Here is a 22,069-nt window from a genome sequence, read left to right on the forward strand (position 1 = left end):
ATTTTTACGCATGATGGCCTCCCGGCCACTCGTCCGTCCGGCTCCGGCTCCGCACAATGCTGGGGTGACCTCTCGTCGTCTCCATCCGGGCTGGCTCGTCGCCGGCGTCGCCTTCATCGCGCTCGTCGGGGCGGCCGGCTTCCGTGCCACCCCCTCGGTCCTGCTCCAGCCGCTGCACGACGAGTTCGGCTGGTCGCTGGGCACGATCTCGGCGGCCGTCTCGGTCAACCTCCTGCTGTACGGGCTCACCGCGCCCTTCGCCGCGGCGCTGATGGAGAAGTTCGGCATGCGCCGGGTGGTCGCCGGCGCGCTGGTGCTGGTCTCGGCCGGCAGCGGTCTCACCGTCTTCATGCAGCAGACCTGGCAGCTGATCCTCTGCTGGGGCGTCCTGGTCGGCCTGGGCACCGGCTCGATGGCGCTGGCCTTCGTCGCGGTCGTGGCGAACCGCTGGTTCGCGGCCCGGCGCGGGCTGGTCGTCGGCGTGCTGACCGCCGGTGGCGCGGCCGGGCAACTGGTCTTCCTGCCGGTGCTGGCCCGGCTGACCGGCGACCACGGCTGGCGGGTCGCCGCGCTCACGGTGGCGGCGGTCGCGCTGGCGGTGGTTCCGCTGGTCTGGTGGCGGCTGCGGGACCGGCCCGCCGACCTCGGGGTGACCGCGTACGGTGCGGGGCCCGACGACCCGGCGGCGCCGCCCGCGGTGGCGCCCGGCAGCGCGGCGCGCACCGCCCTGCGCGCCCTCGGCCAGGCCGCCCGGACCCGGCCGTTCTGGCTGCTCGCGGGCGGCTTCGCGATCTGCGGCGCGACCACCAACGGGCTGGTCGGCACGCACTTCATCCCGGCCGCGCACGACCACGGCATGACCCAGACGACCGCGGCGAGCCTGCTCGCGCTGGTCGGCCTCTTCGACATCGTCGGCACCATCGCCTCCGGCTGGCTCACCGACCGGGTCGACAGCCGCTGGCTGCTCGGCGGCTACTACGCGCTGCGCGGGCTGTCCCTGCTGGTGCTGCCGTCGCTGTTCGCGGCGACCGCGCACCCCTCGATGGTGGTGTTCATCCTGTTCTACGGGCTGGACTGGGTCGCGACGGTGCCGCCGACGGTCGCGCTGTGCCGCGAATACTTCGGCACCAGCGGCGCGGTGGTCTTCGGCTGGGTCTTCGCCTCGCACCAGTTCGGCGCGGCGATCGCGGCCACCGCGGCGGGCCTGGTCCGCGACCGGCTCGGCGACTACGACGCGGCCTGGTATGCCGCGGGCGCGCTGGCCCTGGCGGCGTCGCTGCTCTCGCTGATGCTGCTGTTCGGCAAGCGCCGCCGGCAAGCCGGACCGGCCGGCCCCGGCATCGGCCTCGCCTTCCCGGCCGAAGGCGCGGCCATCACACGATCATGAGGCGGCAACCGGTATGACCGCAATCAATCGATAACTGTCTCTTTCTGGCTACGGTGTGGGGCACCCCGTCCCACCACCCCAGGGAGGTTCTCGATGCTGCGCAACAGACTGTCCGCCGCGCTGGTAGCCGTCGCGATGCTGATCGGCATCCAGGTCGGCACCGCCGGTCCGGCCGCCGCGGCGCCCCGGATCCTGTATTACGACGCCAGCCAGGCGCAGGAGTTCATCGCGGTCGTCGACCAGGGCGCCCAGATCTGGAACAGCCGGGTCACCAACGTCCAGCTCCAGCCGGTCCCGGCCGGCCGCACCCCGAACATCCGGGTGTACGCGGACAACGGCTGGCCGCGCGCCTACACGACATCGCTGGGCAACGGCCGCTGGTACATGGGCCGCGAGGCGGTCAACGACGGCTACTACCCGCCCCGGATCGCGGCCCACGAGTTCGGCCATCTTCTCGGCCTGCCGGACCGCCGTACGGGTCTCTGCACGGACCTGATGTCGGGCAGCAGCGCACCGGTCTCCTGCCGCAACGCCAACCCGAGCGCGGCGGAGGCGACTGCGGTGAACAACGCCTTCCGCACGGCCGCGGCGACCTCGATCCCGGCCCGCGAATACGTCTGGGTCGGCTGAGCCCAGCTCAATCGCGCAGCTCGATCACTTCCAGCACGCCGCTCAGCACCAGGGTCTGGCGCACCCCCTGGCTCGGCTGGGTGAGCTGGAATCCCACCCCCGCGTCCCGGGCGTGCTGGAAGCCGAAGATGATCGCTCCCAGGCCGGTCGAGTCGATGAAGGACAGCGCCGCCAGGTCCACGACGATGGTGCCCGGGCGGCCCTGCAGGGCCTCGGCCAGGCAAACGCGCACCTGGTCGACGTTCTGCACGTCGACCTCGCCGTGCAGGCGCACCGTGACCACGTCGGCGTCGCGGTGGAGGCTGGTTACGGGTTCTTCTGGCACCTGGGCCTTTCCGTTCGGCGCGAGCTTTCGCTGTGGTGATGATTCCACGTACGGTAATCGGCACAGCGACAGTAGATGGCCGAGTCACGGGTGGGAGGCGGCGTGCCGATCCGGGGTGGGCTGCCGCCGCGCAATCCTCGCTTCGTCGGGCGTGAAGGCCTGCTCGCCGATGTGCGGGAGCTGCTCGGCAACGGCCCCGTCGCGTTGCTGCCCTCCGCCGAGCAGCAGCTCGGCGGGACCGGGCGCACCCAGCTCGCCGTCGAGTATGCCTACCGGTACGCCGACACCTACGACCTGGTGTGGTGGATTCCGGCCGAGCAGACCGCCGGCATGCGCGCCGCGCTGGTCGGGCTCGCCAGCGAGCTCAAGCTGCCCGAGGCCCGTGACATCAACCGGACCCTGGGCGCGGTCCGCGACGCGCTGAGCCGGGGGGAGCCGTACCGCAGCTGGCTGGTCGTCTTCGAGAACGCGAACCGGCCCGAGGACATCAAGCCGTACCTGCCCAGCGGCGCCGGGCATGTGCTGGTCACCTCGCGCAATCCGCGGTGGACCTCCGAGATCGCGCAGGCGGTTCCGGTCCCGGTGTTCGACCGGACGGACAGCGTGGATTTCCTGCGCCGGCGCAACGCTCAGCTGTCCACCGCCGACGCGGAGGAGCTCGCCGAGCGCCTCGACGACGTGCCCATGGCGCTGGACCAGGCCGCCGCGGTACGCACGGCGACCGGCTGGAGCGTCGGCGACTATCTGCGCCGCTACGACGAGCGGACCGCCGAGCTGGCGTTCCCGACCCCGATCCGGGTGGCGTGGGGGCTGGCCGCCGATGCGCTGGCCGAGGCGTCGCCGGCCACCTTCGAGCTGCTCGAGCTGTGTGCGTTCCTGGCCAGCGCGCCCGTGTCGTGGGAGCTGCTCTGGGCGGCCCGCGGCGCGGTGTCGCCGGAGCTGGCCCGCACGGTCCGGGTCGAGCGCCGGCTCAAGGCCGCGCTGCGGATGATCGGCCGGCACGGGCTCGCCGAGCTCGACCCGCCGGGCGACAGCGTGCTCGTGCATCCGCTGGTCCGGGGCATGCTCGGCCAGCAGCTCAGCTCCGAGCGGCACGCCGCCCTGCTGCGCTCGGTGCGCGCCATGCTCGCCGCGGCCGACCCCGGCGATCCGGACAATCCCGCCCACTGGCCCCGGTATGCGGCGATCGTCCCGCACCTGGTCCACTCCGACGTGCTCGGCGCCGACGCCGAGGAGATCCGCCAGCTCGTGATCAACTGCATCCGCTTCCTGTACGCCCGGGGCGACTGGGACTCCAGCCGTGACCTGGCGGCGCAGGCGGTGGCCCGCTGGCGCGACAGCCTCGGCGAGACCGACGAGCAGACCCTGCTGGCCTCGTTCCACCTGGCCAACGCGCTGCGGGCGGTCGGCCGCACGGCGGATGCCCGGGCCCTGAACGCGCAGACCCTGCGCGCGCAGCGCGAGGTGCTCGGCGGCGACGACGAGACGACCCTGGCCACGGCGAACAGCGTCGGCGCCGACCTGCGGATGCAGGGCCACTTCGGCCAGGCCCGCCAGCTCGACGCGGACAACCTGGTCCGCTACCGCCGGCTGTTCGGCGAGAGCTTCCCGACCGCCCTGCGCTGCGCCAACAACCTCGCGGTCGACCTGCGGCTGCTCGGCGACTTCCGGGGTGCCCGAGCGCTGGACGAGCAGGTGCTCCGGCACCGTCAGATGATCTTCGTCGACGAGCATCCCGAGACGCTCTCCTCGCGGGCCGGGCTGGCATTCGACCTGATCGGCCTCGGTGACTACGCCGGCGCCACCGCCCTGCTGGCCACCGGGCACGCCGACGCGCTCGGCGCCGACCACCCGATGGCGTTGTGGGCCGGCCGGTTCGCGGCCATCGCGACGCGGCGCCGCGGCCTGCCACAGGCCCGCGAACTGGCCGCGACCAACGTGGAGCTATACCGGCAGAAGTTCGGCGACCTGAACGTGGAGACGCTCGGCGCGCTGGTGTCCCTGGCCAACTGCGCCCGCGACGACGGCGACCTCGACGAGGCGCACCGGCTGCTGGAACGAGCGGTGGCCCGCTACCACGCGGTGCTGGGCGACGAGCATCCGTTCACCCTGGCCGCGGCGGCCGATCTGGCCGGGGTGGTGCGCGCCACCGGCCGGTTCACCGAGGCCCGAACGATCGACACCGAGGCGCTGGGCGGGCTGCGCCGTAGCGTCGGAGCCGACCACCCGTTCACGCTGAGCTGCGCCAACGGCCTCGCCGCCGATCTGATCGCCACCGGCGAGGCGCAGCGGGCCCGGGAGATCGCCCTGGACACGGTGTCCCGCTCCCGGGCGCTGCGCGGCGGTGCGCATCCGGAGACGCTGGCGTGCGCGTTCAACGTGGCGCTGGACGTCGGCGACGAGCCGTCGATGCACCTCGCCATCGAGGAGCTGCAGAAAGCCCATGGGGAGGGCCACCCGCTGGTGTCCCGGGCGCTGGCGGGAGTCCGCCTCGAAACGGAGATCGAGCCGCCGCCGCTCTAGGGAGTGCCGACCCCGCGAACGCGAAACCTGGACCTCGCCGCGCGGCGCCGCCATGCCCGGTCAGATGATCATGCGGGACGGCAGGCAACCGAGACCTGCGCCCGGAGCCGTCACTGGCTGCGGAAGGGCCTGGCGGCACCCTGGTGCAGCGGGCATCAGATGCTGTTAAATCGCCTTTATCCGAAACGCGGGCGACCGCTTCGATTGGTCTTGGTCAGATTTTGGTCCTGCTTGGAGATTTTTGCGCGACTGGGCCGCCAGCCGATCGCCATACGCTGATCTGGCGATCACGCCCCACAGGCCTGCTCAAGCCGCGGCTGGATCTTGTAGCGGTGCCCTCGGCGCCCGCACGCATCAACGTTGGTTCTGGGTCGGTGACCCGGGGCCGATCATGCGATCCCTGGCCGGCCGCGACCACCGACCCCTTGGAGTAATCCATTTAGGCGGAAAGCCAGCCGGCCAGGACCACCGGGTCGACGGCCGGGTCACCCAGCGTGCGATACACCGCGGCGACGACCTCCGGCGCGGCCCGCAGGGCGCCCCCACCGCCGCTCAGCGCGAGCCCGGCCCAGGCCGCGTCGTTCCCCGGATCAAGAACCACCCCTTTCCGGTACGCCCGCAGCGCCGCCGCCTCGTCGCCTCGCACGTAGGCGAGGTCGCCGTCGATGGCCCCGGCCGGCGCCGGCTCTCTGTGCGGTGTGGCGTGTTCTCTGCGGGGTGTGGCGTGTTCACCGGGGGGTGTGGCGTGCTCTCCACGCGGTGTGGCGTGCTCTCCGCGGGGTGTGGCGTGCTCTCCTTGCGGCATTGCGTGTTCTCCACGCAGTGTGGCGTGGATGAGGTCGAGGCGGTTGCTGGCCTCCAACGCCCGGCGCGGCGCCGCCCGCAACTCGGCGCTGACCCGGGGCGCGGCCCGGCCTCGCGACCACGCGTCGGCGAGCAGCCGGGCGTCCCGCGGCCGCACGTGCAGGTTGCGCAGCCGCCAGCGCAGGTGATGATCGGCGTTGGCGCCGGTGGCGAGCCGCGCGACGTTCGCCGGCACCGGTTCGGCCAGCCACGGCTCCACCTCGGACCGCAGCGCTGCCACGAATCGGGTGCCGGCGGCGGTCAGCGTGCCCCCGGCGAGAAGGTCGTCCGTGGCGGTGGCCACGGCGGCCCGCCAGCGGGCGAACTCGAACGCCGCCAGCGGATCCGCCCGGAGGGCCCGCCAGAAACGGGTGACGGTCAGATAGGCGTAGGCGCCGTGCAAAATGCCGGTCGCCGGCCGGGGATCGTCGCGCCACGGCGAGTAGCCCAGGGTGTCCGGCCGCTCGTGCAGGTCGAAGAGGTATTGCACGGCGTTCAGCAGGCTGTGCTGGGTCTCGTGCAGCAGGCCGACCGCGAGCGCGGTGGCGTCGGCGGGCTCTGACATCGCCACCGCGCCGAACGCGTCAGCCGAGGTGGCGCTGATGCCGCGAGCGGCCGGGTCGGGCTCGACCGGCACGATGCAGTCCAGTACGGCGGCGAGCACCTCGGCGTCCGGGCGGAGTTGCTCGACGAGCAGGCGCCAGGCGCCGGTCAGGGCCTCCTGCCAGCGGGCGAGCCCGGCGGCGGTCAGCGTGGGTGTCGGCGTCAGCCCCAGGCCGGCCCGGAGCGGGTCACGGTCCTCCATCCGCACGGAGATCGACAACCCGCCGTGCGTGGCGGTGAGGTGCCTTGCCGCCAAGCTCGCCGACCCACGGGATTGCCGGGGAATCCGCCCGGCATCGCCGACCGGCCGGGCTCCGGCTGGTTGTCCGGGTGTAGCTGATTGTGCGGGTGTAGCTGATTGTGCGGGTGTGGCTGATTGTGCGGGTGTGGCTGGTTGTCCGGGTGCGGCTGGTTGTTCGGCTCTGGCCGATTGTTCGGCTCTGGCCGGTAGTCCGGGTCCGGCTGTCGGGCGTGCTTCGGTCGGCAGCCTTGCTTCGGCCGACAGGGTGGACAGGTAGCCGAGGAGGGCCTTCGGCGGGGACTCGCCGGCGCGCAGGGCGCTCAGGCATCGGACGGCCCAGACGCCGACCAGTGGGCGGGCGAGCAGTGCCCGGACGCGGGCCGGGTGCTCTCGCTCGGCCGCCGCCAGCGCCGCGTACCCCGGGATGTCCACGGCCGCGACGATCTCGCGGAGCAGGAGCAGATGCCGGCTGAGTTGGGCCCGGCGCAGTTCCGCGAGCGTCGCGGCGTCCGGGCGGCCCGCGCCGAGCGCGGCGAACGCCGCGTCGCTGAGCCGGTGCACCCGGAGGGCGGCCACCGCGGAGCGGCCGGGACCGGGCCGCACTGCCTGCCCCGCTGCCACGGTGCCCGTCATCGCGGCTCAGAGCGCCGAGTTGAAGCCGGCGATCGGCTCGCCCGGCTGGGCCAGGTCGTCGGCCAGCCGGCGCAGGCTGTGGGCGAGCGCCGAGTCGTCCGCCGCCCCCGGCGTGCCGTCGGCGGCGAGTTCCGCCAGCGACAGCACGGTAACGTCGACCATGGCAGATCGCCACTCGGGTGCCGCACCTGTGGTGCTCGTGCCCTCGTCCACGGAACCTACCGTTGCCGTTGAGTGTTCTATCGCGCTCATGCGGCAGTCCTGCCCACGGTCCCGGTCTTGCCCGCGTGCGGGGTGCCGGGTAGACGCTTCTCAGCCTCCCGCCCGCCGGGGCGGGTCTTGCGGATGGCTCCACGTCCTGCCACCGGGCCACTCCCGGCGGTGCTCACCTCAGCCGCCACGAGGGCGGCGAGGTTGCGCGCGGCGTTCAGATCCCGATCGAGGACCAGCCCGGAGCTGGCACAGGTGTCGATGCGCTCGACACCACTGCTGGACGGATGCCACCGATCGGCCACGACCAGCCGACCGCCGTTCCGCGAGGTTTTGCACACCAACTGCCGGCGTAACCCGGCGTCGGCGACGTGCCGGAGCATCCCGGCGACGTTGAGATCCTCCACCACAACCGTGGCATGCCGGCGGGCCAGCCTGGTGGTGAGTTTGTGCAGCCCGTCGCGGCGCAGATTCGCCACCCTGGCGTGCGTCCGACCGAGCCGGGCCTTGGCCCGCAGCCACCGCTTCGACGGATCTTTACGCGCTCGCCGGTCGGGGCCGGCCTTACGCGACAGGGCCCGGCCCAGCGACCGCAGCCGGACCTGGGCGGCGTCCAGGCGCCGCGGGTTGGCCACGTCCTCGGCGAGGCCGTCCGAGCGTTTCGCGGCCCGCTGATCCAGCACCGCTTTCACCCTGGCCAGCGCCCAGTTGTGGGCCGTGCGGTCCGCCCCGGCGTGCGCGAGCATCGCACGCTCCTGAGCAGCAGTGAGGTCGAACGCGAAGCGATAGGCCTGCATCGACTTCACGCTCAACCCCCTTCCCTCGGCATTACGTGATCAGTATCGGCTAGCGGTGCGACATTTCAGGAACCCCGGCGCCAACCCCTCGATCAGGGCTGGCACTGTTTGTCGGCCAGTAACGATCAATGTATTGCCGCAACATTACGGCGGTCGTCGGGTCGGGTGATGTCCGGGCGTTCGCGGACGCTGCGCTCGCCGGGGTTGACCCGGCGTGATCTCATAGGAACGCCAACACAGCGAAAGTCGGCAACGGAGGACAAACTGTGCTGGGAAGGAACGCGGAGGAAGCGAAGGACACGGGGGACGAGGTGCACGATCAGGTCGACGCTGCGGTCGAGGAGGCCGGCGGCCCCGAGGGTGGCTCCGCACAGCCGGATGTCCCGGTGATGCCGGCGCCACCGTTCCCCAGGTTTTCCAGCCGCCCCACCCTGCCGCACCAGGTGCCGGGAGTGGGTTTCGAGAGTGGGCGGGACAGTCGTGCCCGCTGATGATTCCCGGCCCCGGTTGCCGCGCCGTGGCCCCGCCCCGCCCGTCGATCGGATGGACAACGCCGAGCTGGCTCGCCTGGTCGAGGCCGAGCATCCCTACCGGGGCAAGGCGCTCTTCGAGCTGTCGGACCGGATCGCGGGCGACGACGACGCCGCGACCAAGGTCGCGATGCTGAGCCGGCTCACCTCGCTGCGCACCGCGCGGCTCTTCGACCGGGTCTCGCTGGCGTGGTCGGCGATCATCGCGCTGCTGGCGGCGGAGACGCCGCACTCGCGGTCCTCGGCCTACGAGGCGTTCTACGCGCTGGGCGACGCGGAGCAGACTGACATGCTCGACTATCTGGAGGTTTCGGCGATCGAGGATGCCCATCCCCGGATCGGGTAGGCGGCGCGGACCCCGCGGAGTCCGCGCCGGCGGTGAGCCTCAGACCTCGACCTTGACGCCCTTCCAGAACGCGACCCGGTCGCGTACGGCCTTCGCGTCTGGCTTCGGCTCGGGGTAGAACCAGACCGCGTCCGGCGTGACGTGCTCACCGGATTCGAGGGTGTAGTACGACGCCTTGCCCTTCCAGGGGCAGACGGTGTGCGTGTCAGATGGGCGCAGCACCTCCTCGCGCACCGAGGAGCGCGGGAAGTAGGTGACGCCCTCGACTACCACGGTGTCGTCGCTCTCGGCGATGATCTCGTCGTTCCAGATGGCCTTCGGCATACTCCGAACGTAGCGCGCCGCTCATGAACTGTCCGATACGCGCGGTTTATTCGCCTCCCGTGGGTGAAACGTGATGAGTCGTCCGGACATTGCCGCCGTGCTGTACGAAGATCTAGAGTCGAATCCGCCAACCCCCCGAGGAAAAGCGGTCACCATGACCAGCCTGAGCACGCTGCCGAGCGCCCGCGAGCAGGCCCGCCGTGCCCTGCTGCTGATCGGCGCGCCGGCCTCGTCCCGACTCGTCGTGGAGGTGCACGGCGCGCTGTTCGACGGGGACCTCACCGTGACCGCGCTGGCTGCGCTGCTGCGCGAGGAGGAGCGGGGTCACCAGGCCGGCGACGTGACCGCGTACCGCATCTGTCCTGCCCTGCGGCCGGACCTCACGGCGGCCCGCGGCCTGCTCACCCTGTCGGTCTGGCCGGTCGAGGGCCGCGTCGCGGTCCCGCGCGCCGACCTGCTCGCGGCTATCGTCCGGATCGCCGAATTCATCGCCATGCGCGAAGCGGTGGGCGCGGCCGCCACGGCCCTGCTGCGCCGGCTCGCCGAGGAGGTGCCCGGCGGCCCGGAGGCGCACGCCGTGCAGCGCCCCGCCGCCCTCGCCGACGCGGCCCGCTCCGCGCTCGCCGCCGCCCCGGTCGCGCCCCTGCCGGCGGAGACCGTGCGGCGCTGGGAAGAGCTCGACGAGCGGCAGCGGCTCTTCGGCGTGCCCCGGCTGCCGCACCAGCGGGGCCGCGCGTGACCGCCGGCCTCGATCGGCTGCGCGGCGGCGTCCCGGCCAAGCGGCACAACGCCAGAACGATCGCCGCCCTCACCGGCAACCCCGGCTGCACCCGCCGGGCCGTGCTCGACGCGGCCGGGGTCGACAAGCCGAAGCTGTCTCAACAGATCGGCTTCCCGGGCAGGTTCGGGCAGTCCCGCTTCGCGCTGGCCCGCGGCAACGGCTTCGAGGCGATGCTCAAGGCGGACGACTGCGCGCTGCTGCGCTCGGTGCTGGCCGAATGCCTGCGGCTCGACGCGTCCGGCGCCTACGACGACCTGGGCGAGGACGCCGACGACACGCTCACGGCCCGGCACGGGCGGACCCGCAGGCTGCTCGCGGACGCGGCCGGCGCCGCCCTCATCGACCATCCGCTGCTCACCCTCGACGTCGCCGGGCAGCGGGTCTTCCTCGAGCCGGACCTGATCGCGTTCCAGGCCGAGGGCCGCCTGCACGTCGTGGAGATCAAGTCGTTCGCGATCGTGGACGGGCAGGCCGACAGCGCCAAGGTCTCGGCGGCGGCCGTGCAGGCGGCCGTCTACGTGCTCGCGCTGCGCGGGCTGCTGGAGGAGCTCGGCCACGACCCCGCGCTGGTCAGCCACGACGTCGTACTGGTCTGCACCGAGAATTTCTCGCTCCAGCCGGCCGCCGTGGTCCTCGACGTCCGCAAGCAGCTGGCCACCCTCAAGCGCCAGCTGACCCGGCTGGCCTCGGTGTCGTCGCTGGCCGCGGCCCTGCCGGAGTCGGTCAGCTTCGACCTGGCGCTGCCGCCCGCCGACCTGATCGCCGCGCTGGGTCACGTCGAGGCCCGCTACGCGCCCGAGTGCCTCTCGGCCTGCGAGCTGGCGGTCTATTGCCGGCACGAGGCCGCCGGCGGCACCGCCGCGCTCGGCCGGCCGGTCCGCGAGGCGCTCGGCGGGGTGGACACGCTGGCCGAGGCGCTCGCGCTGGCCGCCGGCACCGCGACACCGACCGAGGAACAGGTCGAGGCCGCGGCGCTGCTGCAGGCCGCGGCCCGCCTGCGGGCCGAGCTGCTGTGAGCACGCTCACCGCCCTCGCCCGGGCGCAGGCCTTCGTCGCGGGCCGCGCCCAGCCCATCGCGACCGTCCGCCACCTGCACGTGCACCCCCGGCCGCTGGTGCTCATCCCGCTCGCCATGGCCGGCGAGGCGAACGCCCCGCTGGCGGCGCTGGCCGGGACCGACCGGTCGGCGCCCAGGCTGCTGATCGTGGCGCAGCCCCGGAACCGCGACCACCGCTTCGCCTTCGCCGCCGAACTGGCCGACGTGCTGGTGCCCTACGTGGACAGCTTCGCCGGCGCGACCGAGGCCGTCGCCGTCGACCGGGGCCGCGACGTGCGGCACAGGTTCACCGACGCGCCCCAGCTCTGGGTGCCGAACACCGGCGGCGTCGACTTCCTGCGCCTGTTCGGCCGGTCGACGCGGTTCCGCAGCATCGACGGGGAATATGCGGTGCCGCCGTCGGTGCCGCTGCTCGGGCGCTGGCTCACGTTCTTCGCCAACGCCGCGGAGGTGCCGGGATCGTCGCTGCTGCTCAACGCCGTACAGGCGCTTGGTTTGCATTGGGCGACCGGGCAGAGCAGCGCGGAGGACGCCCAGCTCGCGGCCCTGCTCGGCTGGATCTGCCCGCCGCCGGGCCGCACCGGCGGGCAGGCGGCGCTGGCCGCCGAGGATCCGGCGCTGTTTCCGCCCGCCGGGCCGGCCACCGACCCGGCCTTCGACAATCACGTGCTGGCGCCGCTGATGTCCACGGCGGAGCCGGACGTCGCGGCCCTGACCGGGGTGTTGCGCGCGCAGCTGCTGCCCACCTGGGAGCTGATGTGGCGCTGCCTCGACCTGTTGGGTGAGCTGCCGCCCGGCGCCCGGGTGGCCGGCCGCTGGGACAGCGACCGCGACACGTACTCCGGCTTCGTGCAGCACCTCGCCGACGGCGGCCCGCCGCAGCCTCGCCGCGACGGCGCGGTCGCGGCCGCGGCCCGGCTGCACCGCCTGGAGAACGCCGCCACCCGGTACGCGGTCCAGCGCGCCTTCGACGACCCGCTGGTGATGGCCGAGCACCGGCTCACCGGGGCGGCGTTCGTCGGCGACGTGACCCTGGCCAAGGCGGACCGGATCGACGACAGCGGCAAGCGGCCGGTGCTGCGCCCGCGGATCATGGTGGTGACCACCGAACCGGTACGGGTGGAGCGGGGCGCCACGCTGACGTCGCCGCGACGGCCGAGCCAGAAGGCGGTGGTGATCTCGGTGACGGCGGTCGACGAGCACAAGACCGAGGTGCTGCTGGAGCTCTCCGGTGGCATGGGCCGCCGGCTGGTGGCCGAGCCCGGCAGCGTGCCCGAGGTGGGTGAACGGCTGCTGCTGACGACGTTGAGCGAGGCCTACCGGCCGGGCGGGGCTTTCCCGGACCCGGACCAGACACCCTGGACCCACGGCGGCCCGCCCGTCGTCGAGCAGCCCTTCGCCGCCGCCTCGGAGCGGGCGGACGAGCCGGGCTCAGAGCAGGCGGATCAGCAGTAGGGCGATGTCGTCCGCGCGGCGGCTGGCCGCGTCGAGCAGCCGGCTGCACAGCTCCTCGCCCGGCAGCCCCGCGTTGTCGCGCAGGGCCCGCTCGACCAGGGCGATGCCGTCGTCGATCAGCCGGCCCGGCGTCTCCACCAGGCCGTCGGTGTAGAGGACCAGCGTGGCGCCGCGTGGGATCGTGCGCTTGTGGGTGGCGCGTTCGTTGCGCAGGACCAGGCCGAGCAGCGGCTCCGGTGTCGTCCACCACACCTCGACCGAGCCGTCCGGCAACAGCAGCAGCGGCGGCGGGTGACCGGCGTTGGAGAACGACAGCGTGTACGCGTCGCTTTCCCGGCGCAACCGGGCCAGCACGACCGTGGCCGACGCGGGGACCCGCAGTCCACGCAGGGCCTGGTCGAGCTGGCTGAGCAGCGGGCCCGCCTCGTCGTCGCGGCCGAACGCGTCGCCGCGGACCAGGTTGCGCAGCTGGCCCATGGTCGCGGCGGCCTCGATGTCGTGCCCGGATACGTCGCCGACCGCCAGCATCACGGATCCGTCCGGCTGGGTGAAGGCGTCGTACCAGTCGCCGCCGACCGCCGCGCCGTCCTGGGCGGGCAGATAGCGGGCGTGCAGCTCGATGCCGTCGATCGTGGGCAGCTCGGTGAGCATGCTCTGCTGCAGCACCTCGGCGACGTGCCGCTGCTGGCGGTAGAGCCGGCTGTTGTCTATCGCCAGGCCGGCGCGGCGGCCGATGTCCGTCCCGGTGCGCTCGTCGGCGTCGGTGAAGGACTCCCGGGACGGCCCGTTGACCAGCGTGATCGAGCCGAGCACCCGGTGGCTCACCGGCGCGGTGATCGGTGCGACCAGGAACGCGGCGTAGCCCAGCCGCTCCGCGATGGTCGCCAGCTCGGCATCAGTGGTGCGTTCCAGGATGTTGGCCGCGTTTTCGCCGTCGCGGCGGATCGGCCGGCCGGTGCTCTGGACCGCCAGCACGATCGACTTGGCGTTGAGGCCGGTGGTCATCAGCTGGGCGAAGCGGGACACGTCCGCGGCCCGGTCCGGATCGTGGTGGGCGGCGGCGACGTGCCGGAGCCTGCCGTCCGGGCCGACCAGCGAGATCAGGCACCAGTCAGCGAGCCGGGGGGTCAGCGCCGTGCCGAGCGTGCTCAGCGCCGCGTCGATGTCGGTCATGGTGGCGAGCGTCTCGGTCAGCTCCGCCAGCATCGCGAGCTGCTCGTGCGCGCTCTCGGCCTGCTGGCGAGCCTCGTCGGCCAGCTCGCGGGAGATGCGCAGGCGCAGCTCGGACGAGCAGGCCTGGGACAGGTCGTGCAGGGTCTCGAGCTCCGCCTTGGTCCACGCGCGCGGCTTGGTGTCGATCGCGCAGAGCGAGCCCAGCGTGCGGCCGTCCGCATCGGTCAGTGGCATCCCCGCGTACGCCACCACGCCAAGGTCGGGAATGGCCAGATTGTTGCGAACCTGCGCGTAGATCCGCGCGTCCGGGAACACCTTGGCCGCACCCTCGATGACCACGTGCTGGCAGAACGAGTGGGTCAGCGGCGTCTCGCGCTTGGCGTCCCACGGCTCGGCCAGGCCGACCTGGCCCGGGAAGAACTGGCGCTCGTCGTCGACCAGGGAGATCAACGCGATCGGGACCCCGAGCAGCCGCTTGACCAGGCTCGCGAACCGGTCGAAGGCCTCGTCCGGCTCGGCGCCGACGCAGACCCGCTGCAGGGATCGCAGGCGCGCGCGATCGGCCAGGCCGTCCGCCGGTGTCGCGGCAGCCTCGACGTGCTCGGCCATGCGCCCTCCCAGCGTCGCCACCCCGGCGGTCCGACAAGCCAGATTACCCGCCGCCCGCCGGGTCGGCAGGGCCGCCGGATCCCGCTGGGTCAGGCCACGCTGAGCCGCCCCGCGTCCAGCGGCTGCCGGCGGCCGGCCTGCAGGCCCGAGCGGATCGTGCGGGTCGTTTCCGCCCGGCCGAGCCCGGCCCAGCGGGCCGCCGCCGTCAGCTCGTCGGTCACCACTGCCGCGTCGAGCAGGCCCGCACCGACGAGCCGGCCGAGCGCGTATGCCGCCCTGTTCAGCGTGTCGTTTCGAGTGCCGACCCGGGCGCGCGCCACCCGGTCGGCCTCGGCGGCCAGGGCGGCGGAGGCGTAGCGATCCGGATGGGCGATCCGGCCGCCGTCGTCGTGCCGGGCGGGGGGATCCGGGCCGGCGATCAGGTCACGCAGCGCATCGGTTGCCTCGGCCGGCTCCGCGCCCGGGCCGGTCACCCAGTAGTAGGTGGTGCGGTCGGCGTGCCGGGACGGGGGCGCGACCACATAGCCGCCGGCACCGCGCCAGTCGACCCCGGGCAGCAGGTGGACGCGGTTGCCGTGCCCCAGCGGCCGGAACCAGAAATGCCAGCCGCCGCCGCCCGTGCGGACCTGGGGGCCCGCCGGCATCGCGTCGCCCAGCAGCTGCCGCAGGCCGTGCCAGCCGGCCGGCGAGTCGACGTCGGCGACGTCCATCACGATGCCGGTGCGCAGGCCGACGTTCGCCGCCGGCCAGCGTGCCCACCACATCTCGATCCGCCGCGGATCGACGCTGGCGTCGGTCAGGCCGCGCCGCAGCCGCGGATGCTTGCCGGGCCGCTCGCAGCCGGGCCGCTCGCACGAGCAGGACCCGTCCGCCGCAGGCGAGTGCACCGGCAGGACCGGGATCCCGTGCCGGGCGTACGCGAGAGCGGCATCGAGCAGCATTGGCACAAGTGTACGAAAGAACCTCGAGTCGCGCAGCCCTGATCGCGCCGCTTGTCGATGGCCTCTATGCTGCGCTCGCACCAATCGCCACCGTTCGAGGAGATCCGATCCCGTGCCTGCGGACGTGCCACCGATCGAGCCGCCGGCCGACGACACAGTTCCGGCGCGGATGCGGCCGGTCGTGAGCGGCCGCCCGACGCTCTCCCGCCGGCTCGTCACGGCGTACTTCGCGGGTGGGCTGGCGTTGCTGCTGGCCGGGACCATTGCCGTGATCTACCTCACCGTCGACGCCTACGACCGCGCCGAGCAGGTGACGGTCTCCGTCTCCCGTTCCCCGAAGCCGGCCGGGGATCCCGTCAGCACGGCGGTGCCGAGCCCGGCCGAGCCGTCCGGGCCGTTGCTGGAGCGCATCGGGCCGCAACGCCTGGCCAACGGCGAGAAGTTCGTGGTCGAGGGCGAGCGGGGAGCGAAGTTCGAGATCACGGTCCGGGCCCGCAAGTTCCGCAAGACCGGCTGCGACTCGTACGCGAAGAAACCGGAGCACGGCGGCTATCTACCGACGCAGCTGCAGGTGAAGGTGCTCTCCGGCGAGCCGGACGTGAGCGACTATGCGTTCCGCTTCCAGCAGGCCGACGGCACCCGGTTCAACTCGGTCTACGGCAGCAGCTGCGAGAAGGACTACGGCGCGTTCGTCCGCCGGCTCGTCGCGGGCCGCACCTACCGGACGACGGTCGTCTTCGACGTGCCGAACGCCTCGGGTGACATCATCTTCGTGTATCCCACGATCGACGTCCTCGCCACCTGGCACCTCGGCTAGGAACCGGCCCCAGGCAGCGCCTGCAGCACGTGGGCGATGTGGTGGGAGGTGCTCCAGGCGATCCAGTTCGCCGCGCTGCCGCCGCCGCGAGCGCTGCGCGCCTGCCGGGCGATCTGCGCGTCGCCCCAGGAGAAGTGTGGCCCGGCGGGCGGCCACTGTGGCGAGCCGACCAGGGTCCGGCACAGGTCGTGGCACCGGTCGTCGCTGCGCCCGCCGCGCCGCGCCCACCGGTAGATCCACCAGTCGCGATCGGCGGTGTAGCGCAGCGTCGGGAGCTGGCGGTGGTTGACACCCAGGCGCCGTACCGGTGAGGTCACGCCGTAGTCGGCATAGCCGACGCCCGGTTCCGACAGGCGCGCCCACACCTGTGCGTCGAGTCGCCCGACCGGGACGGCCTCGTCGGTGGGCAGATCGTCCAGGTTCGGCGGCATCGCCCCGGCGGCGACGGTGACCGACCGCCAGGGCACGGAACGCGCCCAGCGCAGCACGTGCCGGGCCCGTTCCTCGAACCGGTCCGCGTGCGCGGCGCAAGCGGTCTCGGCCAGGTCGATCACCAGGTCGACCCGCTCGGCCGGGAGGCCGGCCCCGGCCAGCAGCCGGTCGGTGGTCGCGGTCGCGGCGGCGGCATTGCGGGCGTCGCGGTGCGGCTGCAGCCGCAGCACGGCCCGCCCGAGGTGCATGCGAGCGGCCAGGCCGTGCTCCACCAGCCGGCGACGGCTGTCGTACGCCCGCAGCACCGGCAGCAGGGCGACGCCGATGTCGGCCAGGTCCTCGGCGAGATCGAGGGATGGCGAGCAGAGCGGGTCGGCGGCCTCGCCCACCGAGCTCAGGTCGACGGCGATGGCCCCGGTCCGGGGCGGCAGTTGCCGGACGAGTTGGGGCAGCCGGTCGGTGGGCACGAGCTCGATGATCGGCATGACCCGGCTCGCGGTGGCGGCATCGAGGTGATGCAGGGCGGCGAGCTCGCCACGCCGCGGCCGCAGAATCGGACGGTAGACACCATCGGTCATTTACTCAAAGTAGCGTCAGATATCCGACGGGTGACAATGTGGAGGGTTTTCCTCACCCCAAGTGAAGATCCGGCGTCCCGGCAGGACGGGATACCGTGCTTCGGTGACCATGACTCTCCCGTCCCCGGCCGAGGCGGCGGCCCGCGTCGTCGACGCGGTGCTGCACGACCTCGCGACCTCCGACCAGCGCGGCGTGGTGGTCGACTCACCGCCCGGCGCGGGCAAGAGCACCCTGGTGGTACGCGCGGCCGGCGTGCTCGCCGCCACGGGCGCCACCCTGATGATCGTGGCGCAGACGAACGAGCAAGTGGACGACCTGATTGAGCGCCTGGGGACGAAACACCCGACACTGTCGGTGGGCCGGTTGTCCGCGGTCGACTACGCGGCCTCGGAACGCGTCCGGGCCCACCCGTCGTGCCGCGTCGGCGCGAAGGTCCCGGACCTGGGCGGCCCCCCGGTGACAATCGGCACGGCGGCCAAGTGGGCCACGGTCACCGAGGGAACCTGGCCGTGGGCGATCGTGGACGAGGCGTACCAGATGCGCTCGGACGCCCTGCTGCGGGTGGCGCCCCGCTTCGAACGAGCCCTGTTCGTGGGCGACCCGGGCCAGCTCGACCCGTTCTCGACGGTCGAGGTCGACCGCTGGACGGGCCTGAGCTGGGACCCGATGCAGAGCGCGGTGGCCGTCCTGCTGCGCCACAACCCGACCCTGCCGGTGCACCGCCTGCCGGTCTCCTGGCGCCTGCCGGCCTCGGCGGCGCCGGTGGTCGCGGCCGCCTTCTACCCGTTCACCGGCTTCCGCTCGGGCACCGGCCCGGCGGACCGCCGGCTGACGTTCACCGAGCCGGCGGAAACGGACCTGGACCGGGTGCTGGACGTGGCGGCGGCCACCGGATGGAGCCTGCACGAACTCCCGGCCCGCTACACGGTCCGCACGGACGCCGAGGCGGCGGCGGCCTGCGCGCTGCTCGCGGCCCGCGCCCTGGCCCGCGGCGCACTGGCGGAATCCGAGACCGGATCGACGCCCCTGACCGCGGACCGGATCGCGATCGGCGCGGCCCACCGCGACCAGGTGGCGGCGATCAGGTCGTTCCTGCCGGCGGCCGCCCGCGAGATCACGGTGGACACGGCAAACCGGCTGCAGGGCCGCGAGTACGACCTGACGGTGGTCCTGCACCCACTGTCGGGCCGCCGCGACGCGACCGCCTTCCACCTGGAATCGGGCCGGCTGTGCGTGCTGACCTCCCGCCACCGCCACGCCTGCGTGGTGGTCGCCCGAGCGGGAATAGCCGAGCTGCTGGACGCCCACCCTTCTACGGAACCGGTCCACCTGGGCGTCCCGGTGAAGTTCCCGGACGGCTGGGAGGCGAACCAGTCCATGCTCGCCCACCTGGCCGCCCGGACCCCCGCCGGCTGACCCTTCACCGGCTGGCCCTTCACCGCCCGGACCCCCGCTGCCTGGTCCTTCACCGCCCGGACCTCCGCTGCCTGGCCCTTCATCGGGTGGCCCTTCATCGTCGGCCGTGATTTGTCGGACCTGGGTATTACGGTGGGTCCATGTTCGATGGATCGGACCTCGGCGCGGCCGAGCGGATGGTCGACGACTGGCAAGCCGGATTCGAGCAGCGCGCCGCGCGGGCCCGCGACCTCGCCGCCCGGCTCGCCGGGTTGACCGCCTCGGCCCGCAGCGACGACGGCTTCGTCACCGTGACGATCGGCCCCGACGGCGCGATGACCGGTCTCGAGCTCGACGAGGCGGTGCGCCGAAAACCGGCCGCGGAGACTGCCCGGCAGATCCTCGCCACCCTCGCCGCGGCCCAGGCAGACCTGATCGCGCAGGCCACCACGGTCACGGAGGAGACCGTCGGCGCCGACTCCGAGACAGGCAAGGCCGTGCTCGCGTCGCTCACCCGGCGCCGGCCATGACCGGCCAATTCGGGGTGCGCCCCCAGGACCTGGTGGCCCATGCCAGCCACGTCGAAGCCATCGGCGACCAGGTGACCACGGCGGCGGAGGCGGGGGCCGCGGTCCGGCCGGGCTCCGACGCGTACGGGAAGTTGTGCGTCATGCTCCCGGTCATGCTCGGCGCCCTGCAGGACGTCGTGGTCGACGGCATCAGATCCGCAGCGGACACGCTCGACGACACCGGCGCGCGCCTGCGCGCCACCGCGGAGTCCTACGCGGCCACAGACGAGGCCAGCCGGCAGGCCCTGGCGAGGATCCGGGACGGCATGTGACCGAAAATCCCCTGATCGCCGATCGCGTCGACGCTCCGAAGAGCCCATGGGCGGGCATCTGGATCGCCGAGGACATCGAGCTGATCGCGCAGGGGGTGCAGAACGGCAGCTGGATCGACGGCACCCTGGGCACGGTCGGCGCAGGCCTGGACGGCCTGGCCCTGGTGTCGGACCCGGCAGGCGCGCAGCTGCAGTACGGGATCGCCTGGCTGATCGAGCACGTGCGCCCGCTGTCCGAAGCCCTCGACTGGCTGGCCGGCGACCCGGCCCAGATCACGGCGCACGCGGAAACGTGGCGCAACGTCGCCGGCGCGCTGACCGGCAACGCGCGATCACTGGCCGACGCGGTCCGGGTCGATCTGGACGACTGGTCCGGAGCGGCGGCGTCGGCATACCGGGAATGGGCCGCCCGCCGCGAGCAGACCCTGCACACGCTGGCCCGCGCCGCGGACACGATGGCCCTGATCACGGAGGCCGCGGGCGCCCTGATCGGCGCGGTTCGCCTGCTGGTGCGAGACGCGGTGGCGACGGTGGTCTCCCGGCTGATCGGGTATGCGGTCGAGCTGATCGCAACGGCCGGGCTGGCGACGCCGCTGGTGGTGGAGCAGGTGACGACGCTGTGCGCTTCGTGGGGGGCGAGGATCGCGCGGTGGCTGAGATCCCTGATCGCCAGCCTCCGCAAACTCGCCGAAGCGATGACCCGCCTGGAATCGGCAGTGCGGCAGCTTCGCCCGCAGGGTCGCGGCGGCGCCGCCGAGCCAGCGCTGCACCGTTCCGGTGACGGCATCGTCCGCAACGGCAAGAAGATCCTCATGACCATGGAGAATGTGGAAGCGATAGCCGCCAAGTTCGGCATCGACGTGGCGGGCGTGCGGATCATCATCGCCAAGTCCCGAAGCGGTGGCGGCCCGGGCCGGGAGCTCTACGGCATCACCACCCCGGACGGCAGGATCACGCTCACCAGGGACGCTTTCGTCGACGAGGAACAGCTCGCCCGCACGCTGGCCCACGAGCGGTTCCACCTGGAAGAGATACGCAGCGGCCTGCCGGTGCCGTACAAACCGAGAGAGCTGCGGGCTTGGGAAGAGCGGGCCTACGCGTACGAGCGTCAGTGGTGGCAGGAACACCAACACCTACTCGACGGAGAGTGAGCACCCCTTGGCGGCAATGACCGATGCGCAGCGGTTGTGGGAGTCCTGGTACCAGGCCTTCCTGAAGATAAGCGAGGCGTGGCCTGCGGAGGTGACTGTGCCGTGCCCGAACAGCGAGCACGGCCGCGTGCGGGTGTCCTACACCGGTGATCCCGAAACCCGGATCGGAACAGCGATCGTCTGGTGCCCCGACTGCCGTCAGGGCATCTACCTCTCCCGGGTCGGAATTCCACCAGGCGCGGAGATGCTGCCCTTCGACGCGACGCAGGAAGAGGAAGACGCCGCGGTGCCTCCCGACGTGGTCCTCCTGCCACCGGATCCGGCTCCCGAATCCGATGAAGAACAGCCCTGACCGCCCAGGCGGAGTGAGCGCTGCCGGAGAGAGCCAGGCGAGGGTGCGACCTTCTCCGGGACTTGCGCTTGCCGGTGAACCGGTTCGGGGCGGGGGACGTGTCCCTGTCGGAGGGTGACGTGCGGGGTGACGGATTGTCCGCCGTCATCGGTATCCTCTGCGGGTCCGCGGCTGGAACGACACGGGAGGCAGCGATGGGTGACGGCTCGATTCACGTGGAAACGGGCGGCCTCACCGAGTTCGCCGGGGACGTGCGGTTCTATGCCGAGCAGGTGGACCCGCTGGATGTGGATCGGTCCAAGCAGTCGTTCTCCGCGGGCATCACCTTCGGCACCAAGAACGCCAGCGAGGCTGTGCTGCAGGCCAAGGAGAACTACGCGAAGGCGCTTGCCAACTCGCTCACCAATCTGACCAGGTTCGTTGAGGCGGCGCGGATTTTGGCCGTGGCGGCCGAGCAGGCAGCCAAGGACTTCAGTGCCGTGGACGATCAGTCCGCGCGGAGCATCAACAACATCAATTACATGCTGACGACCGCCACGGACCAGGCTCAGGCAGCCCGCTATCCCGACGGCCGGCCGCTGACCGACACCCGAGACGACGGGGAGACTTCGTGAGTGACGGCACGTTTCTCCCCAGCGGAAAGACCGCGTGGTCGGCCTACAACACGCCGCGGATCTGGGCGATGGTCGAGAACGAGGACGACCCCGAATCCTGGCGCCAGGTCGCGGCGCTGGGGTCGATGGCGGGACTGCTGAACGATCAGCGCAAGCGGCTGGAACTGGCCAAGGAAGCCCTCATCGAGGCGTGGCCTCCGGGGAAGAACAAGGCTGCGGCGGCGTTCGTCGACATGATCGACGACCTGCTCTTCAACATGGCGGAGAACAAGACGATCGCCGATTCGAACGCTGGCGCGCTGGGTCAGGTGCTCGAAGCGCTTCGGCAGGCGAAGGTGAAGGTCGAGCCGCTGTACCGGTCGTATCTCGAGAAGAACGACGACTGGGTGCCTGGCTGGTGGGACAATGCCGAGGACGAACTCGATGAAAAGGCGCGCGAGCAGATGCGCTACGCCGAGAACATCGTGGCTCAACCCGACA

Annotated in this window: 23 protein-coding genes; 15 read left to right on the forward strand and 8 right to left on the reverse strand. The window is 72.5% G+C overall.

Annotated elements, in window-relative coordinates; genetic code table 11:
* The first annotated feature begins 64 nt into the window (after positions 1 to 64).
* A complete protein-coding gene (locus DMB66_RS40895; RefSeq protein ID WP_125809503.1) occupies positions 65 to 1,387 on the forward strand; it encodes an MFS transporter in 1,323 nt (440 codons plus the stop codon).
* Between the two features lie 93 nt (positions 1,388 to 1,480).
* Positions 1,481 to 2,017, forward strand: a complete 537-nt coding sequence (locus tag DMB66_RS40900; protein ID WP_125809504.1) for a snapalysin family zinc-dependent metalloprotease — start codon at positions 1,481 to 1,483, stop codon at positions 2,015 to 2,017.
* A 7-nt stretch (positions 2,018 to 2,024) separates the two neighbouring features.
* On the opposite strand, the gene DMB66_RS40905 is transcribed toward DMB66_RS40900, so the two are convergent.
* On the reverse strand, positions 2,025 to 2,342 hold the full coding sequence (locus DMB66_RS40905; RefSeq protein ID WP_125809505.1) for an STAS domain-containing protein: 318 nt from the start codon (positions 2,340 to 2,342) through the stop codon (positions 2,025 to 2,027).
* A 102-nt stretch (positions 2,343 to 2,444) separates the two neighbouring features.
* On the opposite strand from DMB66_RS40905, the gene fxsT reads away from it, so the two are divergent.
* A complete protein-coding gene (gene fxsT, locus DMB66_RS40910) occupies positions 2,445 to 4,865 on the forward strand; it encodes an FxSxx-COOH system tetratricopeptide repeat protein (protein WP_125809506.1) in 2,421 nt (806 codons plus the stop codon).
* 439 nt (positions 4,866 to 5,304) lie between these two features.
* On the opposite strand, the gene DMB66_RS40915 is transcribed toward fxsT, so the two are convergent.
* The 3 genes from DMB66_RS40915 to DMB66_RS40925 all read right to left on the reverse strand — a co-directional run bounded on the left by DMB66_RS40915 (position 5,305) and on the right by DMB66_RS40925 (position 8,192).
* Positions 5,305 to 7,185, reverse strand: a complete 1,881-nt coding sequence (locus tag DMB66_RS40915; RefSeq protein ID WP_199752917.1) for an HEXXH motif-containing putative peptide modification protein — start codon at positions 7,183 to 7,185, stop codon at positions 5,305 to 5,307.
* Positions 7,186 to 7,191: 6 nt separating this feature from the next.
* Complete coding sequence (fxsA, locus tag DMB66_RS64505) at positions 7,192 to 7,347, reverse strand: FxSxx-COOH cyclophane-containing RiPP peptide (RefSeq protein WP_233625205.1); 156 nt, start codon at positions 7,345 to 7,347, stop codon at positions 7,192 to 7,194.
* Between the two features lie 86 nt (positions 7,348 to 7,433).
* Positions 7,434 to 8,192: a transposase gene (locus DMB66_RS40925; protein WP_233625206.1), complete on the reverse strand. Its 759-nt coding sequence runs from the start codon at positions 8,190 to 8,192 to the stop codon at positions 7,434 to 7,436.
* Between the two features lie 543 nt (positions 8,193 to 8,735).
* Here DMB66_RS40925 and DMB66_RS40930 point away from each other — a divergent pair.
* Positions 8,736 to 9,068 carry a hypothetical protein gene (locus DMB66_RS40930; RefSeq protein ID WP_125809509.1) on the forward strand — a complete coding sequence of 111 codons (333 nt, stop codon included), beginning with the start codon at positions 8,736 to 8,738 and terminating at the stop codon, positions 9,066 to 9,068.
* Positions 9,069 to 9,107: 39 nt separating this feature from the next.
* Here DMB66_RS40930 and DMB66_RS40935 read toward each other — a convergent pair whose 3' ends face one another.
* On the reverse strand, positions 9,108 to 9,392 hold the full coding sequence (locus DMB66_RS40935) for a DUF427 domain-containing protein (protein WP_125809510.1): 285 nt from the start codon (positions 9,390 to 9,392) through the stop codon (positions 9,108 to 9,110).
* A gap of 154 nt (positions 9,393 to 9,546) precedes the next feature.
* On the opposite strand from DMB66_RS40935, the gene DMB66_RS40940 reads away from it, so the two are divergent.
* From DMB66_RS40940 to DMB66_RS40950, 3 genes are read left to right on the forward strand one after another with little or no spacing between them, the layout of a single operon-like run.
* Positions 9,547 to 10,131 (forward strand): hypothetical protein, encoded by a 585-nt coding sequence (locus tag DMB66_RS40940; protein WP_125809511.1) that lies wholly within the window; start codon positions 9,547 to 9,549, stop codon positions 10,129 to 10,131.
* On the forward strand, positions 10,128 to 11,189 hold the full coding sequence (locus DMB66_RS40945) for a hypothetical protein (RefSeq protein ID WP_125809512.1): 1,062 nt from the start codon (positions 10,128 to 10,130) through the stop codon (positions 11,187 to 11,189). Before DMB66_RS40940 ends, DMB66_RS40945 begins: the two co-directional genes overlap by 4 nt.
* Positions 11,186 to 12,685, forward strand: coding sequence for a hypothetical protein (locus tag DMB66_RS40950; RefSeq protein ID WP_125809513.1), 1,500 nt, complete (start codon positions 11,186 to 11,188; stop codon positions 12,683 to 12,685). Before DMB66_RS40945 ends, DMB66_RS40950 begins: the two co-directional genes overlap by 4 nt.
* Here DMB66_RS40950 and DMB66_RS40955 read toward each other — a convergent pair.
* Together DMB66_RS40955 and DMB66_RS40960 are read right to left on the reverse strand one after the other, a co-directional pair.
* Positions 12,662 to 14,467, reverse strand: coding sequence for a SpoIIE family protein phosphatase (locus DMB66_RS40955; RefSeq protein ID WP_125809514.1), 1,806 nt, complete (start codon positions 14,465 to 14,467; stop codon positions 12,662 to 12,664). The genes DMB66_RS40950 and DMB66_RS40955 overlap by 24 nt on opposite strands.
* Before the next feature lie 89 nt (positions 14,468 to 14,556).
* Positions 14,557 to 15,408 carry a bifunctional DNA primase/polymerase gene (locus tag DMB66_RS40960; RefSeq protein ID WP_125809515.1) on the reverse strand — a complete coding sequence of 284 codons (852 nt, stop codon included), beginning with the start codon at positions 15,406 to 15,408 and terminating at the stop codon, positions 14,557 to 14,559.
* 112 nt (positions 15,409 to 15,520) lie between these two features.
* Here DMB66_RS40960 and DMB66_RS40965 point away from each other — a divergent pair, with 112 nt between their 5' ends.
* Positions 15,521 to 16,225 (forward strand): hypothetical protein, encoded by a 705-nt coding sequence (locus DMB66_RS40965; protein WP_125809516.1) that lies wholly within the window; start codon positions 15,521 to 15,523, stop codon positions 16,223 to 16,225.
* On the opposite strand, the gene DMB66_RS40970 is transcribed toward DMB66_RS40965, so the two are convergent.
* Complete coding sequence (locus DMB66_RS40970) at positions 16,222 to 17,235, reverse strand: beta family protein (protein WP_125809517.1); 1,014 nt, start codon at positions 17,233 to 17,235, stop codon at positions 16,222 to 16,224. The two genes, DMB66_RS40965 and DMB66_RS40970, sit on opposite strands and share 4 nt — an antisense overlap.
* A 109-nt stretch (positions 17,236 to 17,344) precedes the next feature.
* Here DMB66_RS40970 and DMB66_RS40975 point away from each other — a divergent pair, with 109 nt between their 5' ends.
* The 7 genes from DMB66_RS40975 to DMB66_RS41005 form a co-directional block, all read left to right on the forward strand.
* Positions 17,345 to 18,652 carry an AAA family ATPase gene (locus tag DMB66_RS40975; RefSeq protein ID WP_125809525.1) on the forward strand — a complete coding sequence of 436 codons (1,308 nt, stop codon included), beginning with the start codon at positions 17,345 to 17,347 and terminating at the stop codon, positions 18,650 to 18,652.
* Positions 18,653 to 18,792: 140 nt separating this feature from the next.
* Positions 18,793 to 19,161 (forward strand): YbaB/EbfC family nucleoid-associated protein, encoded by a 369-nt coding sequence (locus DMB66_RS40980; protein WP_125809518.1) that lies wholly within the window; start codon positions 18,793 to 18,795, stop codon positions 19,159 to 19,161.
* The gene (locus tag DMB66_RS40985) at positions 19,158 to 19,472 is read left to right on the forward strand and encodes a type VII secretion target (protein ID WP_125809519.1); all 315 of its coding nucleotides are present in this window, start codon (positions 19,158 to 19,160) and stop codon (positions 19,470 to 19,472) included. The genes DMB66_RS40980 and DMB66_RS40985 overlap by 4 nt, the downstream gene beginning before the upstream one ends.
* Positions 19,469 to 20,623, forward strand: a complete 1,155-nt coding sequence (locus DMB66_RS40990; RefSeq protein WP_125809520.1) for a hypothetical protein — start codon at positions 19,469 to 19,471, stop codon at positions 20,621 to 20,623. The genes DMB66_RS40985 and DMB66_RS40990 overlap by 4 nt, the downstream gene beginning before the upstream one ends.
* 16 nt (positions 20,624 to 20,639) lie before the next feature.
* The gene (locus DMB66_RS40995) at positions 20,640 to 20,975 is read left to right on the forward strand and encodes a hypothetical protein (protein ID WP_125809521.1); all 336 of its coding nucleotides are present in this window, start codon (positions 20,640 to 20,642) and stop codon (positions 20,973 to 20,975) included.
* Between the two features lie 194 nt (positions 20,976 to 21,169).
* Positions 21,170 to 21,589 (forward strand): hypothetical protein, encoded by a 420-nt coding sequence (locus DMB66_RS41000; protein ID WP_125809522.1) that lies wholly within the window; start codon positions 21,170 to 21,172, stop codon positions 21,587 to 21,589.
* Positions 21,586 to 22,069, forward strand: a 484-nt coding sequence (locus DMB66_RS41005; RefSeq protein WP_148112806.1) for a hypothetical protein, incomplete at its 3' end; no start/stop codon positions are given. The genes DMB66_RS41000 and DMB66_RS41005, both read left to right, overlap by 4 nt.

Source organism: Actinoplanes sp. ATCC 53533 (genome assembly GCF_003947245.1).

Excerpts from the sequence above, each read along its gene's own strand:
- DMB66_RS40915 (WP_199752917.1), bottom strand. The coding sequence starts at position 7,185 with ATGACGGGCACCGTGGCAGCGGGGCAGGCAGTGCGGCCCGGTCCCGGC.
- DMB66_RS40955 (WP_125809514.1), bottom strand. The coding sequence starts at position 14,467 with ATGGCCGAGCACGTCGAGGCTGCCGCGACACCGGCGGACGGCCTGGCC.
- DMB66_RS40930 (WP_125809509.1), top strand. The coding sequence starts at position 8,736 with ATGGACAACGCCGAGCTGGCTCGCCTGGTCGAGGCCGAGCATCCCTAC.
- DMB66_RS40995 (WP_125809521.1), top strand. The coding sequence starts at position 20,640 with ATGACCGATGCGCAGCGGTTGTGGGAGTCCTGGTACCAGGCCTTCCTG.
- DMB66_RS40925 (WP_233625206.1), bottom strand. The coding sequence starts at position 8,192 with ATGCAGGCCTATCGCTTCGCGTTCGACCTCACTGCTGCTCAGGAGCGT.
- DMB66_RS40900 (WP_125809504.1), top strand. The coding sequence starts at position 1,481 with ATGCTGCGCAACAGACTGTCCGCCGCGCTGGTAGCCGTCGCGATGCTG.
- DMB66_RS40960 (WP_125809515.1), bottom strand. The coding sequence starts at position 15,408 with ATGCTGCTCGATGCCGCTCTCGCGTACGCCCGGCACGGGATCCCGGTC.
- DMB66_RS40935 (WP_125809510.1), bottom strand. The coding sequence starts at position 9,392 with ATGCCGAAGGCCATCTGGAACGACGAGATCATCGCCGAGAGCGACGAC.
- DMB66_RS40985 (WP_125809519.1), top strand. The coding sequence starts at position 19,158 with ATGACCGGCCAATTCGGGGTGCGCCCCCAGGACCTGGTGGCCCATGCC.
- DMB66_RS40980 (WP_125809518.1), top strand. The coding sequence starts at position 18,793 with ATGTTCGATGGATCGGACCTCGGCGCGGCCGAGCGGATGGTCGACGAC.
- DMB66_RS40975 (WP_125809525.1), top strand. The coding sequence starts at position 17,345 with ATGACTCTCCCGTCCCCGGCCGAGGCGGCGGCCCGCGTCGTCGACGCG.
- DMB66_RS40940 (WP_125809511.1), top strand. The coding sequence starts at position 9,547 with ATGACCAGCCTGAGCACGCTGCCGAGCGCCCGCGAGCAGGCCCGCCGT.
- fxsA (WP_233625205.1), bottom strand. The coding sequence starts at position 7,347 with ATGGTCGACGTTACCGTGCTGTCGCTGGCGGAACTCGCCGCCGACGGC.
- DMB66_RS41000 (WP_125809522.1), top strand. The coding sequence starts at position 21,170 with ATGGGTGACGGCTCGATTCACGTGGAAACGGGCGGCCTCACCGAGTTC.
- DMB66_RS40970 (WP_125809517.1), bottom strand. The coding sequence starts at position 17,235 with ATGACCGATGGTGTCTACCGTCCGATTCTGCGGCCGCGGCGTGGCGAG.